Source organism: Sphingomonas sp. PWP1-2, assembly GCF_049898305.1.
GTDB lineage: Bacteria > Pseudomonadota > Alphaproteobacteria > Sphingomonadales > Sphingomonadaceae > Sphingomonas > Sphingomonas glacialis.
Genome location: NZ_JAFCXM010000005.1, coordinates 211,365 through 227,504 on the forward strand (window position 1 = coordinate 211,365; position 16,140 = coordinate 227,504).

The following is a 16,140-nucleotide window of genomic DNA, read 5'->3' on the forward strand; positions in this document are numbered from 1 at the left end:
AGAGGCGGGATTATTCGCCCGTTGGCGCCTTTTTGGCCGCCGACGTGTCGTTGGCGGCGGTCAGCGCGGCGAGCGCTGCGGTCGAGATCGCCTTGATCACGCCCTCGAGGATACGCGAGGCTTGATCGCGCGCTGAATCACGCGACAGGCCGAGCACGCCGAGCTCGGACTTCGCGGTATCCTTCGCCGCATCGACAGCGCCGTATGCGGTGTTGCTCAGCCGCTGGCCGACCGTTGAGAGCAAGCGAGCCTCCTGCGCGGTGCGCGGGACGAACGCCGCGACGATCGCGCCGAGCGCGATCCCGCCGACGAGCGCCGACATCGGATTGGCTTCGATCCCGCTTGCGGCCTTGCCGGTCAGATCGCGCACCGAAGCGGTCGTCGTGTCGAGCGCATGGCTCGCACTCGCGCGTACCGACTCGACGCTCGTCGGCTTGCTCGAGGATGTGGCGTGGGGGTGGGCATCTTTCATCGCTGGGATCCTCTGTGTCATGGGGTGGCGAGCGATTAACTCTCGGTCTTTGAAGCGGTTGCGCGACGGATCAGCTTTGCAATCGGTCCACGCGCGAGGAACAGGCCGAGCAGCCCGAGCCCGACGCCGACCGGCACCGGCTGGCGCTTGGCGGTATCGACCGCGACCGCCATCGCTTCCATGCCGCGCTCCTTGATCGTGTCGGCGACATCCTGCGCCATCACTTGCGGGCTGGCCTTGTGCTGCAACGCGCTGACCGTCGTCGACAGTCGGGCGCGTGCCGCATCCGCGCGGGCCTGGGCCAACGCGACTTTGGGATCGAGACCGGTCATGCGATCGTCTCCGCAGATCCGAAGATCCGCTTGAAGTGGCGGGTCGCGAGGAACCCGAGCAGGCCGGCGAGCGCGAGCGGAATGCCAGCCACGATCGCGGTTGCCGCGACCGGCCCGATCAGCGGCGTCAGGATCATCAGCAAGCCGACGACGAGCGCGGTCGAGCCAAGGCTCGCGAGCAGCAGCGCGACCACGATCAGCACGACGCCGCTCTTGGCCTGGCCGACCTTTGCGCCGACCTTGGCCTTCTGCAGGTCGATCTCACTGCGCACGACGTCCTGCGCGTCGCCGACGACGCGGGAGAGCAGGGTGGCGATCCCTTCGTCCGCCACCACGCCCGAGCTAGCTATGTCCTTCATCGGTGCCCCCGAAACGCTTGCGCTCAAGCCTTGTCGTCACGATCGGCGGCGAGCCCGGCCTGCAACAGGCGGACGAGCACGAAACCGACCGCCGCTGCGGTGCCGATCGCGACCGCCGGGCTCTTCTGGACGAAGTCACGCGCGTCCTCGATCAGATCGTCGAGCTGCTTGGCCTTGAGGCCTTCGGAGAAATCCGAGACCTTGGTCGCGGCGGTACGGGCATAGGCGCCGTACTGCTCGCCGAGCTTTTCGTCGACCGTGCCCGCGGCATCGTTGATCATCTTGACGACTTCATCGAGCGCACCGCCAGCGCGGGCCTTGCCGTCCTCGGCATAGCTTTTCGCGCGATCGACGGCTTCCTTGCCGATCTTGCTCGCGCTGTCCTTCAGCAGCTGCGACGCAGTCGAGGTCGCCTTGACGGCCTCGTCGGTCGCGGTCTTCGCGGCGTCCTTGGCTGCGTCGAGATGGTCGTGTGCAGTGGTGGAATCGGAGGTGGTAGCCATGACAAGCGCCCTTCGTTGGAATATCGAAACAAGATAACCGGTCAGCGTATCCGCCGGTTCCATCAGATCCACGCGAATTGCCGCGGCGCGTGATAGCCGGTAGAGGCACGCGCGAACCGCTCGTCCATATCGTTAGAAGGATCGTTCCGTGACCGCAATCATCGACATTCATGCCCGCACGATCCTCGACAGTCGCGGCAATCCGACCGTCGAAGTCGATGTGATGCTCGAGGATGGCAGCTTCGGCCGCGCCGCAGTGCCGTCGGGCGCCTCGACCGGCGCACACGAAGCGGTCGAGAAGCGCGACGGCGACAAGAGCCGTTGGGGCGGCAAGGGCGTCGAGGACGCGATCGACGGCGTGAATGGCGAGATCGCCGACGCGGTGATGGGCCTCGAGGCCGAGGATCAGCGCGAAATCGACCAGGTGATGATCGAGCTCGACGGCACCGAGAACAAGAGCCGCCTGGGCGCCAACGCGATCCTCGGCGTCAGCCTCGCGGTCGCCAAGGCTGCGGCCGATGCGCGTACGCTGCCGCTCTATCGTTATGTCGGTGGTGTTTCGGCGCATGTCCTACCGGTGCCGATGATGAACATCATCAACGGCGGCGAGCATGCCGACAACCCGATCGACTTCCAAGAATTCATGATCGTGCCGGTCGGCGCGACCTCGATGATCGAGGCGGTGCGCTGCGGGTCGGAAATCTTCCACACGCTCAAGAAGGCGCTGCACGACAAGGGTCTGGCGACGTCGGTCGGCGATGAAGGCGGCTTTGCGCCCAACATCGCCTCGACCAACGAAGCGATCGAATTCATCCTGCGCTCGATCGAAACCGCGGGCTACACGCCGGGCGACGACGTGATGCTGGCGCTCGATTGCGCCGCGACCGAGTTCTACAAGAACGGCAAGTATGAGATTTCGGGCGAGGGCAAGAGCCTCTCCAGCCACGAAATGGCCGAATATCTTGCCGACCTGACGCGCCGCTACCCGATTTTTTCGATCGAGGACGGTATGGGCGAAGACGATTGGGAGGGCTGGAAAGCACTTACCGACATGGTCGGCGACAAGGTCCAGCTGGTCGGCGACGACCTTTTCGTGACCAATCCGAAGCGCTTGAAGCAGGGCATCGAGACTCGCACGGCGAACTCGCTGCTGGTCAAGGTGAACCAAATCGGTACGCTCACCGAAACGCTCGAAGCCGTATCGATGGCGCAACGAGCGGGCTATACCGCCGTCATGTCGCACCGCTCGGGCGAGACCGAGGACTCGACAATCGCCGATCTGGCTGTTGCGACCAATTGCGGGCAGATCAAGACGGGCAGCCTCGCGCGCTCCGACCGGCTTGCAAAGTACAACCAGCTGATCCGCATCGAGGAGGAGCTCGAGGGGGCTGGCGTCTATGCCGGTCGCTCCATCCTGCGTGCTTAACATGAGGTAAATACGGGCTTGATCCACGAGTCGCGATGAGTCAGAGTCGCGACCGTGGTCAAGAAACGTTCAACCCTCCGCCCGATGCTGCGCCGCGCGATTGCGCCGGCGGCTTTGCTGATCGTCGGTATCTTCTTCGGGGGGTATGCGATCTTCGGGCCGAACGGCGCGCTGGCCTATGGCGATATCGAGCGGCAGTTGGCGGTCAAGCAGCGCGAACTCGCGATGCTCGACCGCAACCGTACCGAATTGAAGAACCGCGTCGAGCTGCTCGATCCGCGGCATGCCGATCCCGATCTGGTTGATGAGCTTGCGCGCAAGGATCTCGGCGTGGCGCATCAGGACGAAGTGATCGTGCCCCTGGATAAGTGATCTAAGCCCCTCCCCTTCAGGGGAGGGGTTGGGGGTGGGGCCGTGTCTCACGGACCGCGGCGCCCGCGACTTCCCCACCCCAACCCCTCCCCTAAAGGGGAGGGGCTCTCTTCTACCGCAGCCGCTTATTTCCCCAAGAACGTCAGCAGGTCGTTGGTGAAGCGATCGCTCTCGGTAATCGTCAGGCCGTGCGGCGCGCCGTCATATTCGACCAGCTGCGAGCCGGAGATACCCTTGGCCGCCTGCCGTCCGGTCGCATCGATTGGAACGGTCTGGTCGCTCGTGCCGTGGACGATCAGCGTCGGGACGCGAAACGCTGGCAGATCGCCACGGAAGTCGGTGTGGCCGAACGACTCCGCGCAGGCGAGGATCGGCTTGAGCCCGGCAAGGTGAGTCTGGCTCCACGCCCAGTCGACGGTCTCGCTACTCACCGGCGACGAGATGAAGCCCATGCCGAGGAACTGCTTAAGGAAAGTCTGGAAGAAGCCGTAGCGATCCTTCTTGATGCCTTCGCCGATGCTCGCGAGCTGCTCCTCGGGAACGCCGTGGGGATTGTCCTCGGTCTTGAGCATGTACGGCACGACCGAGGCGATCAGGCCCGCAGCGACGACGCCCTTGCCCTCGTGGCGCGTCATGTAGCGCGCGACTTCGCCGCCGCCCATCGAGAAGCCGACCAGCGTCGCATCCTCGGTCGCGCCGGTCTGCTCGAGCACTTCGGCGAGATCGTCGGTCAACGTGTCGTAATCATAGCCGGTCCACGGCTGGCTCGACCGCCCGAAGCCGCGGCGGTCATAGGCGATCGCGCGGAAACCGGCGTCCGCAAGCGCCATCGCCTGTGCGTCCCAGCTGTCCGAGCTCAGCGGCCAGCCGTGGATCAGGACGACCGGGCGGCCGCTGCCCCAATCCTTGACGTAGAGATCGGTACCATCGCGAGTCTTGATATACGGCATCGGGGCGCTCCTTGAGATGTCGCTAGGCTCAACGATGGCAGACGCTCGGCGTTCCGCAGGGGTGGCGCGATCGGCCACAAGCTGCCAGCTTCGCGCGACCAACGAATCAAAGGATGGGTATGCGCAAGGGTTTGCTGGCGGGGATTGCGGGTTTGGCGTTGATGTCGTGTTCGGCGCAGTCGGCCGAGCCACGGGGCACGATGGCGCCGCTCGCCGCGTTGCCGACGACCGATTGGAAGAGCTTCCGCGACACCTTCATCGAGGATTGGTTCAAGATCTCGCCCGCCGATGCGGTGTATCAGGGACGGCATGATTTCGACGGCGGGCTGGGCGACTGGACGCCGGGCGGGCTCAAACGGCAGGGCGATTTCTTCCGCGAGGCGATCGCCAAGGCCAAGGCGTTCGACGCGACCAAGCTGACCAAGGACGAGGCGTTCGAGCGCGACTATCTGGTGGTGGTCGCCTCGGGCAAACTGTTCTGGCTCGAGGATGCCGATTTCCCGCACAAGAACCCGGCCTGGTACGTCAACGCCGGGCTCGACCCCAACGTCTATATCGCGCGCCATTACACCGATGCGCCGACGCGGATGCGGGCGATGGTCACCTTCCTGCGCAAGATTCCCGACGCGACCGCGCAGATCAAGGCCAACCTCAAGACGCCGATGCCGCTGAGCTACGTCAATTTCGGCGTCGCGGCGTTCAACGGCTTCGGTGATTATTACACCGGCGACGCCAAGAAGGCGTTCGCCGAGGTGAAGAGCCCGGCGCTGCAGGAGGAGTTCGACAAGGCCGCCGCCGCCGCGTCGAAGGCGATGCACGATCTCGGTGCGTGGGTCGAAGGCCAGCGTGCCACCGCGACGCAGGACTTTGCGCTCGGGCCCGATCGCTTCTCGCGGATGGTCAAGCTAACCGAAGGCGTCGACGTGCCGCTCGCCACGCTCGAGGCGGCGGGCAAGGCCGATCTGCTGCGCAACCAGAAGGCGCTCGCCGAGGCGTGTGCGACCTACGCTCCCGGCGCGACGATCCCGGCGTGCATGGCGAAGATGAACGCCAACAAGCCCGCCAATAACGACCCCGTCGCCGAAGCGCGCAAGCAGATCCCCGAACTGCGCGCGTTCGTGACGGCCAATCAGATCGTGACGATCCCCGATCAGGAACAGGCATTGGTCGAGGAGAGCCCGCCCTATAACCGCCAGAACAGCGCGTATATCGACCCGCCCGGGCCGTTCGAGAAGGGTATCCCCTCGGTCTATTACATCTCTCCGCCAGACCCGGCGTGGAGCAAGGCCGAGCAGGACGGCTTCATTCCCGGCAAGATGGACTTGTTGTTCACCACGGTGCACGAAGTGATGCCGGGGCATTTCCTGCAGTTCCGCCATGCCAATGCCTCGCCCTCGATCTTCGGGCGGTTGTTCGTCGGTTATGCCTTTGCCGAGGGCTGGGCGCATTATTCCGAGGAAATGATGTGGGAGGCCGGGCTCCATAAGGGCGATGCGGAAACCCATATCGGCCAGCTCTCGAACGCGCTGCTGCGCAACTGCCGCTATCTCTCGTCGATCGGGATGCACACCGGAACGATGACGCAAGCTGACTCGCTGAAGATGTTCCAGGAGCAATGCTATCAGGACGCGGGCAATGCCAAGCAGCAGTCGGCGCGGGGGACGTATGATCCGGCCTATCTCAACTACACGATGGGCAAGCTGATGATCCGCAAGCTGCGCGCCGACTGGACCGCTCAGCATGGCGGCCGCGCAAGCTGGAAGGCGTTCCACGACGAGTTCCTGCGCTATGGCGGGCCGCCGATCCCCTTGGTGCGCCAGGCGATGCTCGGGGGCGACGGGAAGGCGGTGTTCTGACCTCTGCGGTCCCCGGCGAAGGCCGGGGCCCAATTGCGATGGCCGTCCTCGATGGAGAAGCGCCTGCCATTGCCACCTTCGTTACTGGCCCCGGCCTTCGCCGGGGTGCGGTCGCGGTTCAGCGCGCCTGCTTGAGCGTCGGCACTTCGTCGGCAACTTCGGCCGTCTGCGGATTGCGGATCGACGGGCGCAATCGCGCGACGCTGCACAGCCCGGCAATCACCGCCAGTGCGACCGACACCAAGGGCGGCACGAACCCTTCGCCGACACCGAGCGCGAGCAGCAGCGCGACGACGGTTGCCCCCGTCGTCTGCCCGGCAAGCCGCACCGTCGACACCAGCCCGCCCGCCGCCGCGGCGCGTTCGCGCGGGGCCGAGCCGACCACCAGCCGTGCATTGGGCGGCAGGAACAGCCCGAACCCCGATCCGCACAGCGCCATCCGCCACGCCACGTCGAAATAGCTCGGATCGGCGGGCAGACCCGCGAGCAGCAGCAGCGCGCAGATCGACACCACCATCCCGATCCCGCCGAGGATCCCGGCCGGAATGCGATCCGACAGGAAGCCCGACAACGGCGCGACGACCATGTTGGTCAGCGGCCACGGCGCGATCGCCGCCCCGATAGCCGCCGCACTGAACCCCAGCGCATGCAGCCGGAACGGCGTCGAGATCAGCAGCGTCATCGACGCGGTGAAGGCCGTGAACCCGCCGATCGCCGACAAGGCCAGCACCGGCCGCGCGAGCAGGTCGATCGGCAGGATCGGGTCGGTCTCGCCTTTCTCGCGCCGCACGAAGAAATAGCCGATGACGATGCCGAGCAGCACGATCGCGCCCGACACCACCGGGCTGTCGCCATGCACCATCGTCTCGAGCCCGCCGATGATCAGTCCGAACATCGCCGCGCACATCACCGCGCCAATCACGTCGAAGGTCGTCGCGCGGGGCCTGGGGGCGGGGATCGCGCTGCCGAGCGCTAGGCTGGCGATCGCGAACGGGATCGCGCTGGCGAACACCCACGGCCACGGCGCGACCGATAGCACCAGCCCCCCGATCGTCGGCGCAGCGGCCGCCGAGCTCGTTACGACGACCGAGTTGATTCCGAGCCCGCGGCCGAGTTGATTGGCGGGGTAGATTTGCCGGATCAGCGCCGAGGCGACGCTCAGCACGCCCGCCGCGCCGATCGCCTGGACGGCGCGGACGAGCAGCAGGAACGGCAGGCTCTTGGCAAAGAAGCACAGCAAGGTCGCGACGGTGAAGACCAATTGCCCGCCCTGGTAGATCCGCTTGAGGCCGACGCGCTCGCCCAGACCGGCAAAGGGCAGCATCAGCATCACCAGCATGACCTGGTAGATCGTGACGACCGCGACGACCGAGCTTTGGTCGACATGCAAGTCGCGCGCGATCGTCGGCAGCGCGACATTGGCGACGCCGCCATCGATGATGACCAGCGCCGAACCGAACGACATGGCGGCGATCGCCAGATAACGGCGGGGGAGGGGGAGTCCGTCGGTCACGATGCTCTGCCTAACGTTTGGCGCCCGGGGGAAGCAAGGCGAACCGATCCGCGACGACGCGGTTCCTTCGTCCGCGCGTCAGATCGTGCATGGCGGCGGAAACTTTCGGTTTCGTGATCGTTGCTTGTTGCAGCGCACCATTTTTGGTACAGCGTTGTCACACGTTCCTTCAATCAGGCGAGTTTGCCATGTCTAACGGTCCCGTCCCAACCGTATTTGAAGCGATCGTCCGCAAGCGCTGCCTGCGTGCAACGTACAACCGCACCGATATCATGCTGGCGCCGCATATCATCTATACCCGGCATGACGATCTGTTCGTCGACGGCGTCGTGCTCGAGCGGGACGGCAAGCCGCCCAAGGAACTCAAGCTCGGCACGTTCAAGCTTGCCGGCCTCAACGGGGTCGGCCTGACCGAGCGCAATTTCGACGCCAACCCGCTTTTCGCGGCAAATGATCCGAAATATAGCGACGCCGCGCTGATGGCGGTCGAAGCCTAAGCGCGAGCCCGCGCCGCCATCGTGCGGCGCAGCACGCCGACCGCCACCAGCGCGGTGATCGCGACCGCGGCGCCGGCGATCATGTCGGCAAGATAATGGGTTCCCTCGATCGGCGTCGATAGCAGCATCGCGCCGTTCAGCACGACGACGGTCCAGCGCAACCGCGCGATCCGCCATCCTGCCGCCATGTAGAGCACCGCGCTGACGGTGTGGAAGCTCGGCGCCGACACCAATCCACGAAGAGCACCGAGATCGACTTCGCGCAGCATGTGGTTGCGCAGCGCCGGCAGCAGGTCGGCCTCGTACAACCCGCTTTCGGGCAGATACGGCACGGGGCCGTGCCACAGCGTCGCCAGCGGCCCGAACGCCGGAATATAGCGAAACAATACCAGCGAGATCACCGCGGCGAGCCAGAAGGTGACGAGGAATCGGCGCGCCGCGGCGCGATTGCCGCTCACCGCGTAATGGCCGAGGATCAGCGCAGGCGTGACGAAGATGCTTTGATACGCCGCCGTGCCGAGGATCTGCAGCGAGCGGTGCGAAGCGACGAGTTGGTAGAGCGCAAGCCAATCAAAATGGAGCGCCTGGTCGATGCGCTGCAGCACCGCGTCGACCGAGCCGTGCGTGTCGGCGGAAAGCGGATAGGTCGCGACCGCGCCGAGCAGGCCGACCCCCATGAACAGTCCGACCGACTCGGCGAGGTCGCGCCCGATACGGTGCGCGTTGGTGGCCGGATTGCGCGTGAGGAAGCGGATCGCGGCGAGCGTCGCGAAGGCAAGACCGAACAGCAGCGTGCTGGGTGCCCATGGGTCGATCACCATCGCATCGTCGTAGAGCAAGGCGGCGACGCACAGCACACTCAGCGCAAAGCCCAGCGCGATCCAGCGACCCGGAATCAAACCAGGCTGGCGGACCGCATCGAGCCGGAGCGGTGCGGCGATTGCAAAGGGAGAAGTGGTTGGGATCGACACGGGAGACGCCTGCTTGCGAAGACGATTTTCCCGATCGTCGCCTGATGGATGGCCCTACGAAAGGGCCGATACCCACCATGGCGTGAAGACTATGTGACGTCCAGATGACATCCTGTCACGAACGACGGAACGAGCCGGGGGCGCCGCAGACGCAGCACCCCCGACCAAACTTAGCGGCAGACCGTCATACGGCGATGATGGCGCCATTCGGTGCGGCAACGACGATGGGTGTTCCAGCCGTTGTGGCGGCCACGGTCACCGCGCCAGTTGCGGTCGCCACGGTCGCCACGGTCGCCATGATGGCCGAAGCCGCGGTCGCCGCGCTGTTCGTAGCGGCGGTCGTCGCGATGGCCCTGCGCCGAGGCAGCGGTCGTCGAGACGCCGATACCGGCGATCATGAGCCCGGCGGCGATGAGGTGGGTGATTTTCATGGAATGTCCTTTCGGCCCGATGATCGGGCGAGACCAGGACAGTACGCGCCACCGTAGCGATGGTTGCTGAATGCGTCCGTTTGGCTAGGTACAGGTTAAAGCGCGATCCCGAGCCGCGGCGCGAGCGCCAGCATCGCGAAGTACAGCGCGATCGTCAGCGCGCAACCAAGCCCGAGCGCGGGCCAAAAGCCGATCCCGGCGCGCAGCAGTGCGGGGATGACGAGGAACATCGGCAGCGAGGGCAGGATGAACCAGAACGTCGCCTGGACGTGCGCCGCCATGTTGCCGGCATCGGGCTTCTCCCCCCACAGCCACAACATACCGAGCACCGAAACGAGCGGCAGCGACGCGATCAGCGCCCCGAAACCCGGGTAGCGTTTGGCGAGCGTCGAGGCGAGCGCGATCAGGATTCCCGAGATCAGCGCCTTTAGGGTGAGAAACAGCATTGCGGCGTTATGCGACGCTGGACGGGTTTACGCCAGCGATCGCCGCACGCGTTACTTGCCCACCCAGTCGGCGATCTCGGCGGCGACTTGATTGGCCGCGGTGTTAAGCGCCTGGCCAACGGGGGCCGCAGCGATCGCCGTCACCGGCACGCGCGCTTCGAAGCGGCGCTTCTCGACGACTTTGCCGCTCGTGCGGATCAGCGACCCGTCAAAGGTCACGACGGCCTGGTTGGTCGCGGCATCGACGCCGAAATTGCGCAATTCGCCCGAGAGGACTGCGCCGGGGTCGGAAAAGGACTGTGCGCTGCTGAGCACGATCCGCCCGGTCCGCGCCGGAACGGTATCGATCAGGAGCCGGACGAACATGCGGTTTGGCGGCTCGACCCACTGCGCGTTGGTGACATAGGCGATCGACGTCTCGCTCGCCTGGACGGGCACGCGCGTGCCGGCAATTGCCTGCGCCGCGCCGGGGACGAGGATCGTGATCGTCGGCGAGGTCGCCGAGGATTGCGTCTGCCCGGCGGGAACGCTCACTGCCGAGGTCAGCGACAGCAGCGAGGGCGGGGGCTTCGCGCCGAAGCTGATGCAGCCCGCGAGCGGGACGGCGACGAGGAGCGCCAGCAGCGTCTTGGAGCGGATCATGGTCACTGTCCCTTTCCGGGCTTGTAATCAGGCAATTTCGGCTGGCCGATCAGCGAGGTCGCGCCGCCGCGGTCGAGCTTCTCGGCAACCGACGTCAGCGCCTGCGACATCTGGCGCAGATCGTGGACCAGCTGGCCGACCTCGGGGATCGTCTGCTTCGAGAACGCCTGCAGCCCCGGCCGCGCATCGCCGATCGCGGCGTCGAGCGTTTCCATGCTGTGCTGCGCCGACGCGATCGTCTTGTTGAGGTTGCCCATGATCGGATGGATATCCTCCTTGAGCATCCCATTGGTGGTCTGCGCGAGCACTGCGAACTGATCGGCGGCGGCACCGGCCTTCTGGATCGCGGTGCGCGTCTCGGCGAGCGTCGCGGCGATTTCGGGCCCGCGATCGGCGAGCGCCGCGGTCAGCTTGTTGGTGTTGGCGAGGATGCCCGCGATCGACTGCTGGTTTTTGTCCGACAGCATGTCCGACAGCCGCTCGGTCAGCGTCGAGATCCGCTCGAGCAGCTGCGGCGCCGAGCTCAGCAACGCGCCGAGGCCACCGGGCTTGGTCGGAATCGTGGGCACCCCGTTGGGGCAATCGCTCAGCGGGTTCTCGACCGGGCAGGCGATCGCCGGCGCACCCTTGATCGCGCCGTCGAGCTGCACCGTGCTCGTGCCGGTGAAGCTGCCCTGCAGCGTGGCGGTGGTGCCGACGAGGATCGGCACGTCGGGATTTACGCTGATGCGCACGCGGACGAGCTGGGGATCGGGCTTCCACAGCGTGATTTCCTTGACCTGCCCCGACGGCACGCCCGAGAAGGCGACCGCCGAGCCCTTCGCCAGGCCGTCGACCGACTGCTTGAAGAAGATGTCATATTCCTTGTCGGTCGCGGTGCCCCAGCGCGCGATCCAGACGAGGAACAGCAGCATGACGGCGAGCAGGATCAGCACGACGCTGCCGACCAGCACATGGTTCGAGCGGGTTTCCATCAGCTTGTGCCCTCAGCTTTCGCCACGTCTTTGTTATGCTGGATCGTCGCGGTCGCGGCGCGACCACGCGGTCCCTTGAAATATTCCTGGATCCACGGATGGTCCAGTGCGAGCAATTCGTCGATCGTCCCGACCGCGATCACCTTCTTGTCGGCAAGCACCGCGACGCGGTCGCAAATCGCGTACAGCGTGTCGAGATCGTGCGTGATCAGAAACACCGTCAGCCCGAGCGTCTTCTGCAGCGAGGCGATCAACTCGTCGAACGCCGCCGCGCCGATCGGATCGAGCCCCGCGGTCGGCTCGTCGAGGAACAGCAGTTCGGGGTCCATCGCCAGCGCGCGGGCGAGCCCGGCGCGCTTGCGCATCCCGCCCGACAGTTCGGCCGGGAATTTGGGACCGGCATCGGCGGGCAGGCCCGTCATCACGACCTTATAGGCGGCGATTTCATCGAGCAGCGCCGGATCGAGCCCGGGATAGAATTCGCGCAGCGGCACCTGTACGTTCTCGGCAACGGTCAGCGTCGAGAACAGCGCACCGCCCTGGAACAGCACGCCCCAGCGCTTGGTCAGGTTGGTGAGCTCGGTTTCCTCGCGCTCGATCGTCGATTCGCCAAACACCTCGATTTCGCCCGCCATCGGGGTCTGCAGCCCGATGATCGAACGCATCAGCACCGATTTGCCGGTGCCCGACCCGCCGACCACGCCGAAAATCTCGCCGCGCCTGACGCTCAGATCGAGCCCGTCATGGACGATCTGCTCGCCAAAGCCGTTCTTGAGGCCGCGCACGACGATGACGTCGTCGCCCTGCTTTTTGCCGTCGCGTTCGGTCTGCGTCATATCCAGCCGATCGAAGTGAAGAAGACCGCGAAGAACGCATCGATCACGATCACTAGGAAGATCGCCTGAACGACCGCGGCGGTGGTCCGCGTACCGACCTGTTCGGCGTCGCTTTCGACGAGCATCCCCTGGAAGCAGCCCGCGACCGCGATGATCAGCCCGAACACCGGCGCCTTGACCAGCCCGACATAGAGGTCGGTGATCGGCACGACTTCGCGCAGCCGCTGAAAGAAGGTCACCGGCGGAATGCCGAGCGTGATCCAGCACAGCAGCCCGCCGCCGATGATCGTCACGATCGACGCGTACATGCCGAGCAGCGGCATCATGATGACGGTCGCGAGCACGCGCGGCAGGACCAGCGCTTCCATCGGCGAGACGCCGATCGTGCGCATCGCATCGACTTCCTCGGTCAGCTTCATCGTGCCGATCTGCGCGGCGAACGCCGATCCCGAACGACCGGCGACCATGATCGCGGTCATCAGCACGCCGAGCTCGCGCAGCGTGATTCGCCCGACCAGATTGATCGTCAGGAATTCGGCGCCGAACTGCTGCAGCTGCACCGCGCCCTGCTGCGCAATGACGATCCCGATCAGGAAGCTCATCAGCCCGACAATCGCGAGCGCGTTGACGCCGACGACTTCGAAGCGCTGGACGACAGCGTTGAAGCGGAAGCGCTTGGGATGCGTCACGACGTGCCAGAAGGCGATCAGCGTCGCGCCCAGGAACCCGAGCAACCCGTACAGCGTGTGCCCGGTCGTCACGACGGCATCGCCGATCTCGCCGACCATCCGCGTAAACGAGCCCGCAGTGGCGGGGCGCATCGCGACGGGTTGATCGGCCGCGGCGACTTGCGCGAGCAAATGTTCGCCATCGGCATCGAGGCCGGTGATTTCGGCGTCGTGCTCGGCGGCAAAACGGTGGACGAGCCACGCCCCAACGGTATCGATTCGCTCGATTTCGCTGAGATCGACGCTCGACACCGTGCCGTCGAAAGCGCGCAAGCGCTCGGGCAAGTCACCGATATTCGCCAAAGAAAGGCTACCGGTGAAGCGAACGACGTCGGTATCGTTGGAGAAGGCGGCCATTTCGGTCATCTGACGCCTTCTCTGCTGCAATCGGGCTGGATCGGCAAGGCTCCTGCGGCGTATGGCGCGTAAATGCATCACTTTGCCGTCTACGATATGGACAAGACGATTACCTACGCGCCGACCTGGACATCGTTCCTCGTGCGGACCGCCGCGGTCGAAGCACCGTGGCGGCTGGCCTTGCTGCCGGTCGCGGCGGGGGCGACGCTTGGGTATGTGTTCGGGCTGCTGTCGCGCGCCCGATTGAAGGAAATCACGCACGCGCTGCTGCTCGGGCGGGCGATCCCCGAGGCGACGGTCGCGCGCGCCGCGGCGCGGTTTGCCGACCGCATCGTCGAGTCGGGCATCTATTCGGGCGCGATCACGCAGATCGCCGAGGACCGCGCGGCGGGGAACCGCATCGTGATGGCAACCGCGTCCTATGGCTTCTACGCCGCGGCGATCGCCGATCGGCTCGGTTTCGAGGCGGTGATCGCGACGGGCGTGGTACGCGAGCACGGCATGATTCGCGCGCAGATCGCGGGCGAGAATTGCTATGGCCGCGCCAAGCTCGCGATGATCGAGGCGTGGATGGCGGGGCAGGGGATTGCGCGCGGCGATGCCGTGGTGCGCTTCTATTCGGACCATGTCTCCGACGAGCCGTCGCTCGAATGGGCCGACGTCGCGATCGCGGTCAATCCGCACACGCAATTGCGCGCGATGGCGTGGTCGCGCGGCTGGCGAGTCGAGGATTGGCCGAAGTGAAGCCCGCGACCGAGGCCGCAGCACAGGGAAAGTCGATGACCGAGCCAAGCGCATGGGACGGCGAGATCGTCCGCAAATGGCTCGAGAGCCGCTTTGCCGCCGCGCGCAGCGAGCAGGCCTCTGCCGATCGGCAGGGACGTTCCGCCGAGGGCGATTTCGACAAGGCCGCCGCCGAGGAGTTCGTCTGTCGCGCCGCGATGGTGCACGGTGCGACCGACGATCAGGCGAAGTTTGCCGATCGGCTCAAGGCGCTGCTCGATCAGGACGAGTATCGCCACGCCGGCGCGCATGACGACCGCCGTTTCGAGCGCGAGGTCCGCTCCTATCTCCGCAAGCTGATCAAGATGACCAAGGCGAATAGCGGCTTCGAAAACCGGCTGCGCTATCAGTGAGCGCCGCGCGGCGCGCGCTCACAGCGTCACGTCGACCGCGTGGATCACCAGCCCGACCAGCCCGCCGACGAGCGTGCCGTTGACGCGAATATATTGCAGGTCGCGGCCGACTGCGTTTTCGAGCCGGCGCGTGATCGTGCCGGCATCCCAGCCCTGGATCGTTTCCGACACCAGCCGGACGATCGCGTCGCCATAATCCGCCGCCATGCCGACGACGGTGCGCCGCACGAAGCGGTTGATCGTGCGGCGCAGCTTGGGATCGGTCTGCAACGTGCCGCCCAATTGGCGCAAAGCGTCGCCGACCGGGCCGGCGAGCAGCTTGTCTGGGTTGCGCGCGATCCGCAGCATCCCGCCGCGGGCTTGTTCCCACAGCCCGTCGAGCCAGCGCTGCATCGCCGGATTGTCGATGATCTCGCCCTTCACCGCGGCGACGCGTGCGCGCATCTCGGGATCGTGGACGAGATCGTGCGCGAGCGTCGCGAGCGCTTCCTCGGCCTTGGCGCGCAAGGGGTGGTCGGGATCCTCCGCAATGCCCGTGAGTAGCCCGTTGAGCCCGTCGATGATCTTGGTGGCAAGCGTCTCGTCGAGCCCGGTCCAGCGCATCACCGTGCCCGCGCGATCCGACACCATCTGGCGGATCACTTGCTCGTTCGCGGCGAGCAGGCGTGCGCCCCACTTCACGATCCCGTCGAGCAGCGGCAAATGCCGGTCCTCCGCCATCGCCGCGGTCAGCGCCTGGCCGAGCAGCGGCGAGACATCGAGCGCGCGTAGCCGCGCGCCGATCCCGGCCTTGACCATCCCGCCGAGCCGTTGCTGGTCGAACGCCTCGAGCATGTGCGTCGCGAGTCCCGCCGCGCCGCGGCGAATGCGACCGTCGCCGCCGGGCGGATTGGCGAGCCAGCGCCCCGCCGCACCCGCGACATCGACGCGCCGCATCCGCCGCGCGACGACGCCCGGGATGAGGAAATTGTCGCGCAGGAAGGCGGCGAGCGTCGTGCCGATACGATCCTTGTTGCGCGGGATGATCGCGGTGTGCGGGATCGGCAGGCCGAGCGGATGGCGGAACAGCGCGGTCACCGCGAACCAGTCGGCCAGCCCGCCGACCATCGCCGCCTCGGCAAACGCGCGCACGAAGCCGAGCGCGGGATAGGTCGGCGCATAGGCACGCGTGACGAGGAAGGTGATGGCCATCACGACCAGCAACCCTCCGGCGATCCAGCGCATCCGGACGAGGCCGGCGGGCGGGGCTTCGGAAGCGCGAGGGGGGCGGGTACGTCTCATGCCGCGACCAATCCCCGAGCGGCGCGATAGTTCAAGGAGAAAGGTTGGTGGGCATTTA

At 66.0% G+C, this 16,140-nt stretch carries 20 protein-coding genes; 6 read left to right on the forward strand and 14 right to left on the reverse strand.

From position 1 onward, the window contains the following. Positions 1–10: 10 nt before the first annotated feature. From ACP7C5_RS14280 to ACP7C5_RS14295, 4 genes are read right to left on the reverse strand one after another with little or no spacing between them, the layout of a single operon-like run. A complete protein-coding gene (locus ACP7C5_RS14280; RefSeq protein ID WP_229839421.1) occupies positions 11–472 on the reverse strand; it encodes a hypothetical protein in 462 nt (153 codons plus the stop codon). Between the two features lie 35 nt (positions 473–507). Then, a complete protein-coding gene (locus ACP7C5_RS14285; RefSeq protein WP_322159699.1) occupies positions 508–804 on the reverse strand; it encodes a DUF3618 domain-containing protein in 297 nt (98 codons plus the stop codon). After that, complete coding sequence (locus ACP7C5_RS14290) at positions 801–1,163, reverse strand: phage holin family protein (RefSeq protein WP_426264761.1); 363 nt, start codon at positions 1,161–1,163, stop codon at positions 801–803. Before ACP7C5_RS14290 ends, ACP7C5_RS14285 begins: the two co-directional genes overlap by 4 nt. 23 nt (positions 1,164–1,186) lie before the next feature. Next, positions 1,187–1,666, reverse strand: a complete 480-nt coding sequence (locus ACP7C5_RS14295; protein ID WP_133187279.1) for a hypothetical protein — start codon at positions 1,664–1,666, stop codon at positions 1,187–1,189. 148 nt (positions 1,667–1,814) lie between these two features. On the opposite strand from ACP7C5_RS14295, the gene eno reads away from it, so the two are divergent. Beyond that, complete coding sequence (eno, locus tag ACP7C5_RS14300; RefSeq protein WP_189676826.1) at positions 1,815–3,092, forward strand: phosphopyruvate hydratase; 1,278 nt, start codon at positions 1,815–1,817, stop codon at positions 3,090–3,092. Positions 3,093–3,176: 84 nt separating this feature from the next. Further along, positions 3,177–3,464 (forward strand): FtsB family cell division protein, encoded by a 288-nt coding sequence (locus ACP7C5_RS14305; protein WP_133187283.1) that lies wholly within the window; start codon positions 3,177–3,179, stop codon positions 3,462–3,464. A 125-nt stretch (positions 3,465–3,589) separates the two neighbouring features. Here ACP7C5_RS14305 and ACP7C5_RS14310 read toward each other — a convergent pair whose 3' ends face one another. Further along, positions 3,590–4,414 carry an alpha/beta fold hydrolase gene (locus ACP7C5_RS14310; RefSeq protein WP_426264762.1) on the reverse strand — a complete coding sequence of 275 codons (825 nt, stop codon included), beginning with the start codon at positions 4,412–4,414 and terminating at the stop codon, positions 3,590–3,592. A 119-nt stretch (positions 4,415–4,533) separates the two neighbouring features. Between ACP7C5_RS14310 and ACP7C5_RS14315 the strand changes: the two genes are divergently transcribed. Then, positions 4,534–6,270: a DUF885 domain-containing protein gene (locus ACP7C5_RS14315; RefSeq protein ID WP_426264763.1), complete on the forward strand. Its 1,737-nt coding sequence runs from the start codon at positions 4,534–4,536 to the stop codon at positions 6,268–6,270. Between the two features lie 118 nt (positions 6,271–6,388). On the opposite strand, the gene ACP7C5_RS14320 is transcribed toward ACP7C5_RS14315, so the two are convergent. Next, a complete protein-coding gene (locus tag ACP7C5_RS14320) occupies positions 6,389–7,783 on the reverse strand; it encodes an MFS transporter (RefSeq protein ID WP_426264764.1) in 1,395 nt (464 codons plus the stop codon). Between the two features lie 188 nt (positions 7,784–7,971). Between ACP7C5_RS14320 and ACP7C5_RS14325 the strand changes: the two genes are divergently transcribed. Beyond that, a complete protein-coding gene (locus tag ACP7C5_RS14325) occupies positions 7,972–8,280 on the forward strand; it encodes a hypothetical protein (RefSeq protein ID WP_133187291.1) in 309 nt (102 codons plus the stop codon). Here ACP7C5_RS14325 and ACP7C5_RS14330 read toward each other — a convergent pair. The 7 genes from ACP7C5_RS14330 to ACP7C5_RS14360 form a co-directional block, all read right to left on the reverse strand. Beyond that, a complete protein-coding gene (locus ACP7C5_RS14330; protein ID WP_426264765.1) occupies positions 8,277–9,251 on the reverse strand; it encodes a phosphatase PAP2 family protein in 975 nt (324 codons plus the stop codon). The two genes, ACP7C5_RS14325 and ACP7C5_RS14330, sit on opposite strands and share 4 nt — an antisense overlap. 170 nt (positions 9,252–9,421) lie before the next feature. Beyond that, the gene (locus ACP7C5_RS14335; protein WP_426264766.1) at positions 9,422–9,682 is read right to left on the reverse strand and encodes a hypothetical protein; all 261 of its coding nucleotides are present in this window, start codon (positions 9,680–9,682) and stop codon (positions 9,422–9,424) included. Positions 9,683–9,777: 95 nt separating this feature from the next. After that, positions 9,778–10,128 (reverse strand): DUF3147 family protein, encoded by a 351-nt coding sequence (locus tag ACP7C5_RS14340; protein ID WP_140851976.1) that lies wholly within the window; start codon positions 10,126–10,128, stop codon positions 9,778–9,780. A 51-nt stretch (positions 10,129–10,179) separates the two neighbouring features. Then, on the reverse strand, positions 10,180–10,776 hold the full coding sequence (locus ACP7C5_RS14345) for an ABC-type transport auxiliary lipoprotein family protein (protein WP_189676832.1): 597 nt from the start codon (positions 10,774–10,776) through the stop codon (positions 10,180–10,182). Continuing rightward, positions 10,773–11,744, reverse strand: a complete 972-nt coding sequence (locus ACP7C5_RS14350; protein WP_189676833.1) for an MlaD family protein — start codon at positions 11,742–11,744, stop codon at positions 10,773–10,775. The genes ACP7C5_RS14345 and ACP7C5_RS14350 overlap by 4 nt, the downstream gene beginning before the upstream one ends. Beyond that, a complete protein-coding gene (locus ACP7C5_RS14355; protein ID WP_133187301.1) occupies positions 11,744–12,580 on the reverse strand; it encodes an ABC transporter ATP-binding protein in 837 nt (278 codons plus the stop codon). The genes ACP7C5_RS14350 and ACP7C5_RS14355 overlap by 1 nt, the downstream gene beginning before the upstream one ends. Further along, positions 12,577–13,674, reverse strand: coding sequence for an ABC transporter permease (locus ACP7C5_RS14360; RefSeq protein ID WP_426264767.1), 1,098 nt, complete (start codon positions 13,672–13,674; stop codon positions 12,577–12,579). The genes ACP7C5_RS14355 and ACP7C5_RS14360 overlap by 4 nt, the downstream gene beginning before the upstream one ends. 63 nt (positions 13,675–13,737) lie before the next feature. On the opposite strand from ACP7C5_RS14360, the gene ACP7C5_RS14365 reads away from it, so the two are divergent. Beyond that, positions 13,738–14,409: an HAD family hydrolase gene (locus ACP7C5_RS14365; protein WP_426264768.1), complete on the forward strand. Its 672-nt coding sequence runs from the start codon at positions 13,738–13,740 to the stop codon at positions 14,407–14,409. Between the two features lie 35 nt (positions 14,410–14,444). Next, positions 14,445–14,801 (forward strand): hypothetical protein, encoded by a 357-nt coding sequence (locus tag ACP7C5_RS14370; protein ID WP_189676836.1) that lies wholly within the window; start codon positions 14,445–14,447, stop codon positions 14,799–14,801. Between the two features lie 18 nt (positions 14,802–14,819). Here ACP7C5_RS14370 and ACP7C5_RS14375 read toward each other — a convergent pair whose 3' ends face one another. Continuing rightward, a complete protein-coding gene (locus ACP7C5_RS14375; RefSeq protein WP_189676837.1) occupies positions 14,820–16,082 on the reverse strand; it encodes a DUF445 domain-containing protein in 1,263 nt (420 codons plus the stop codon). Between the last annotated feature and the right edge of the window lie 58 nt (positions 16,083–16,140).

Bases quoted from the DNA above. Each gene is read 5' to 3' on its own strand.
- ACP7C5_RS14310 (WP_426264762.1), bottom strand. From the start codon at position 4,414: ATGCCGTATATCAAGACTCGCGATGGTACCGATCTCTACGTCAAGGAT.
- ACP7C5_RS14290 (WP_426264761.1), bottom strand. From the start codon at position 1,163: ATGAAGGACATAGCTAGCTCGGGCGTGGTGGCGGACGAAGGGATCGCC.
- ACP7C5_RS14355 (WP_133187301.1), bottom strand. From the start codon at position 12,580: ATGACGCAGACCGAACGCGACGGCAAAAAGCAGGGCGACGACGTCATC.
- ACP7C5_RS14335 (WP_426264766.1), bottom strand. From the start codon at position 9,682: ATGAAAATCACCCACCTCATCGCCGCCGGGCTCATGATCGCCGGTATC.
- ACP7C5_RS14295 (WP_133187279.1), bottom strand. From the start codon at position 1,666: ATGGCTACCACCTCCGATTCCACCACTGCACACGACCATCTCGACGCA.
- ACP7C5_RS14315 (WP_426264763.1), top strand. From the start codon at position 4,534: ATGCGCAAGGGTTTGCTGGCGGGGATTGCGGGTTTGGCGTTGATGTCG.
- ACP7C5_RS14350 (WP_189676833.1), bottom strand. From the start codon at position 11,744: ATGGAAACCCGCTCGAACCATGTGCTGGTCGGCAGCGTCGTGCTGATC.
- ACP7C5_RS14325 (WP_133187291.1), top strand. From the start codon at position 7,972: ATGTCTAACGGTCCCGTCCCAACCGTATTTGAAGCGATCGTCCGCAAG.
- ACP7C5_RS14360 (WP_426264767.1), bottom strand. From the start codon at position 13,674: ATGACCGAAATGGCCGCCTTCTCCAACGATACCGACGTCGTTCGCTTC.
- ACP7C5_RS14370 (WP_189676836.1), top strand. From the start codon at position 14,445: ATGACCGAGCCAAGCGCATGGGACGGCGAGATCGTCCGCAAATGGCTC.
- ACP7C5_RS14305 (WP_133187283.1), top strand. From the start codon at position 3,177: ATGCTGCGCCGCGCGATTGCGCCGGCGGCTTTGCTGATCGTCGGTATC.
- ACP7C5_RS14280 (WP_229839421.1), bottom strand. From the start codon at position 472: ATGAAAGATGCCCACCCCCACGCCACATCCTCGAGCAAGCCGACGAGC.
- ACP7C5_RS14365 (WP_426264768.1), top strand. From the start codon at position 13,738: ATGCATCACTTTGCCGTCTACGATATGGACAAGACGATTACCTACGCG.
- ACP7C5_RS14340 (WP_140851976.1), bottom strand. From the start codon at position 10,128: ATGCTGTTTCTCACCCTAAAGGCGCTGATCTCGGGAATCCTGATCGCG.
- ACP7C5_RS14285 (WP_322159699.1), bottom strand. From the start codon at position 804: ATGACCGGTCTCGATCCCAAAGTCGCGTTGGCCCAGGCCCGCGCGGAT.
- ACP7C5_RS14375 (WP_189676837.1), bottom strand. From the start codon at position 16,082: ATGAGACGTACCCGCCCCCCTCGCGCTTCCGAAGCCCCGCCCGCCGGC.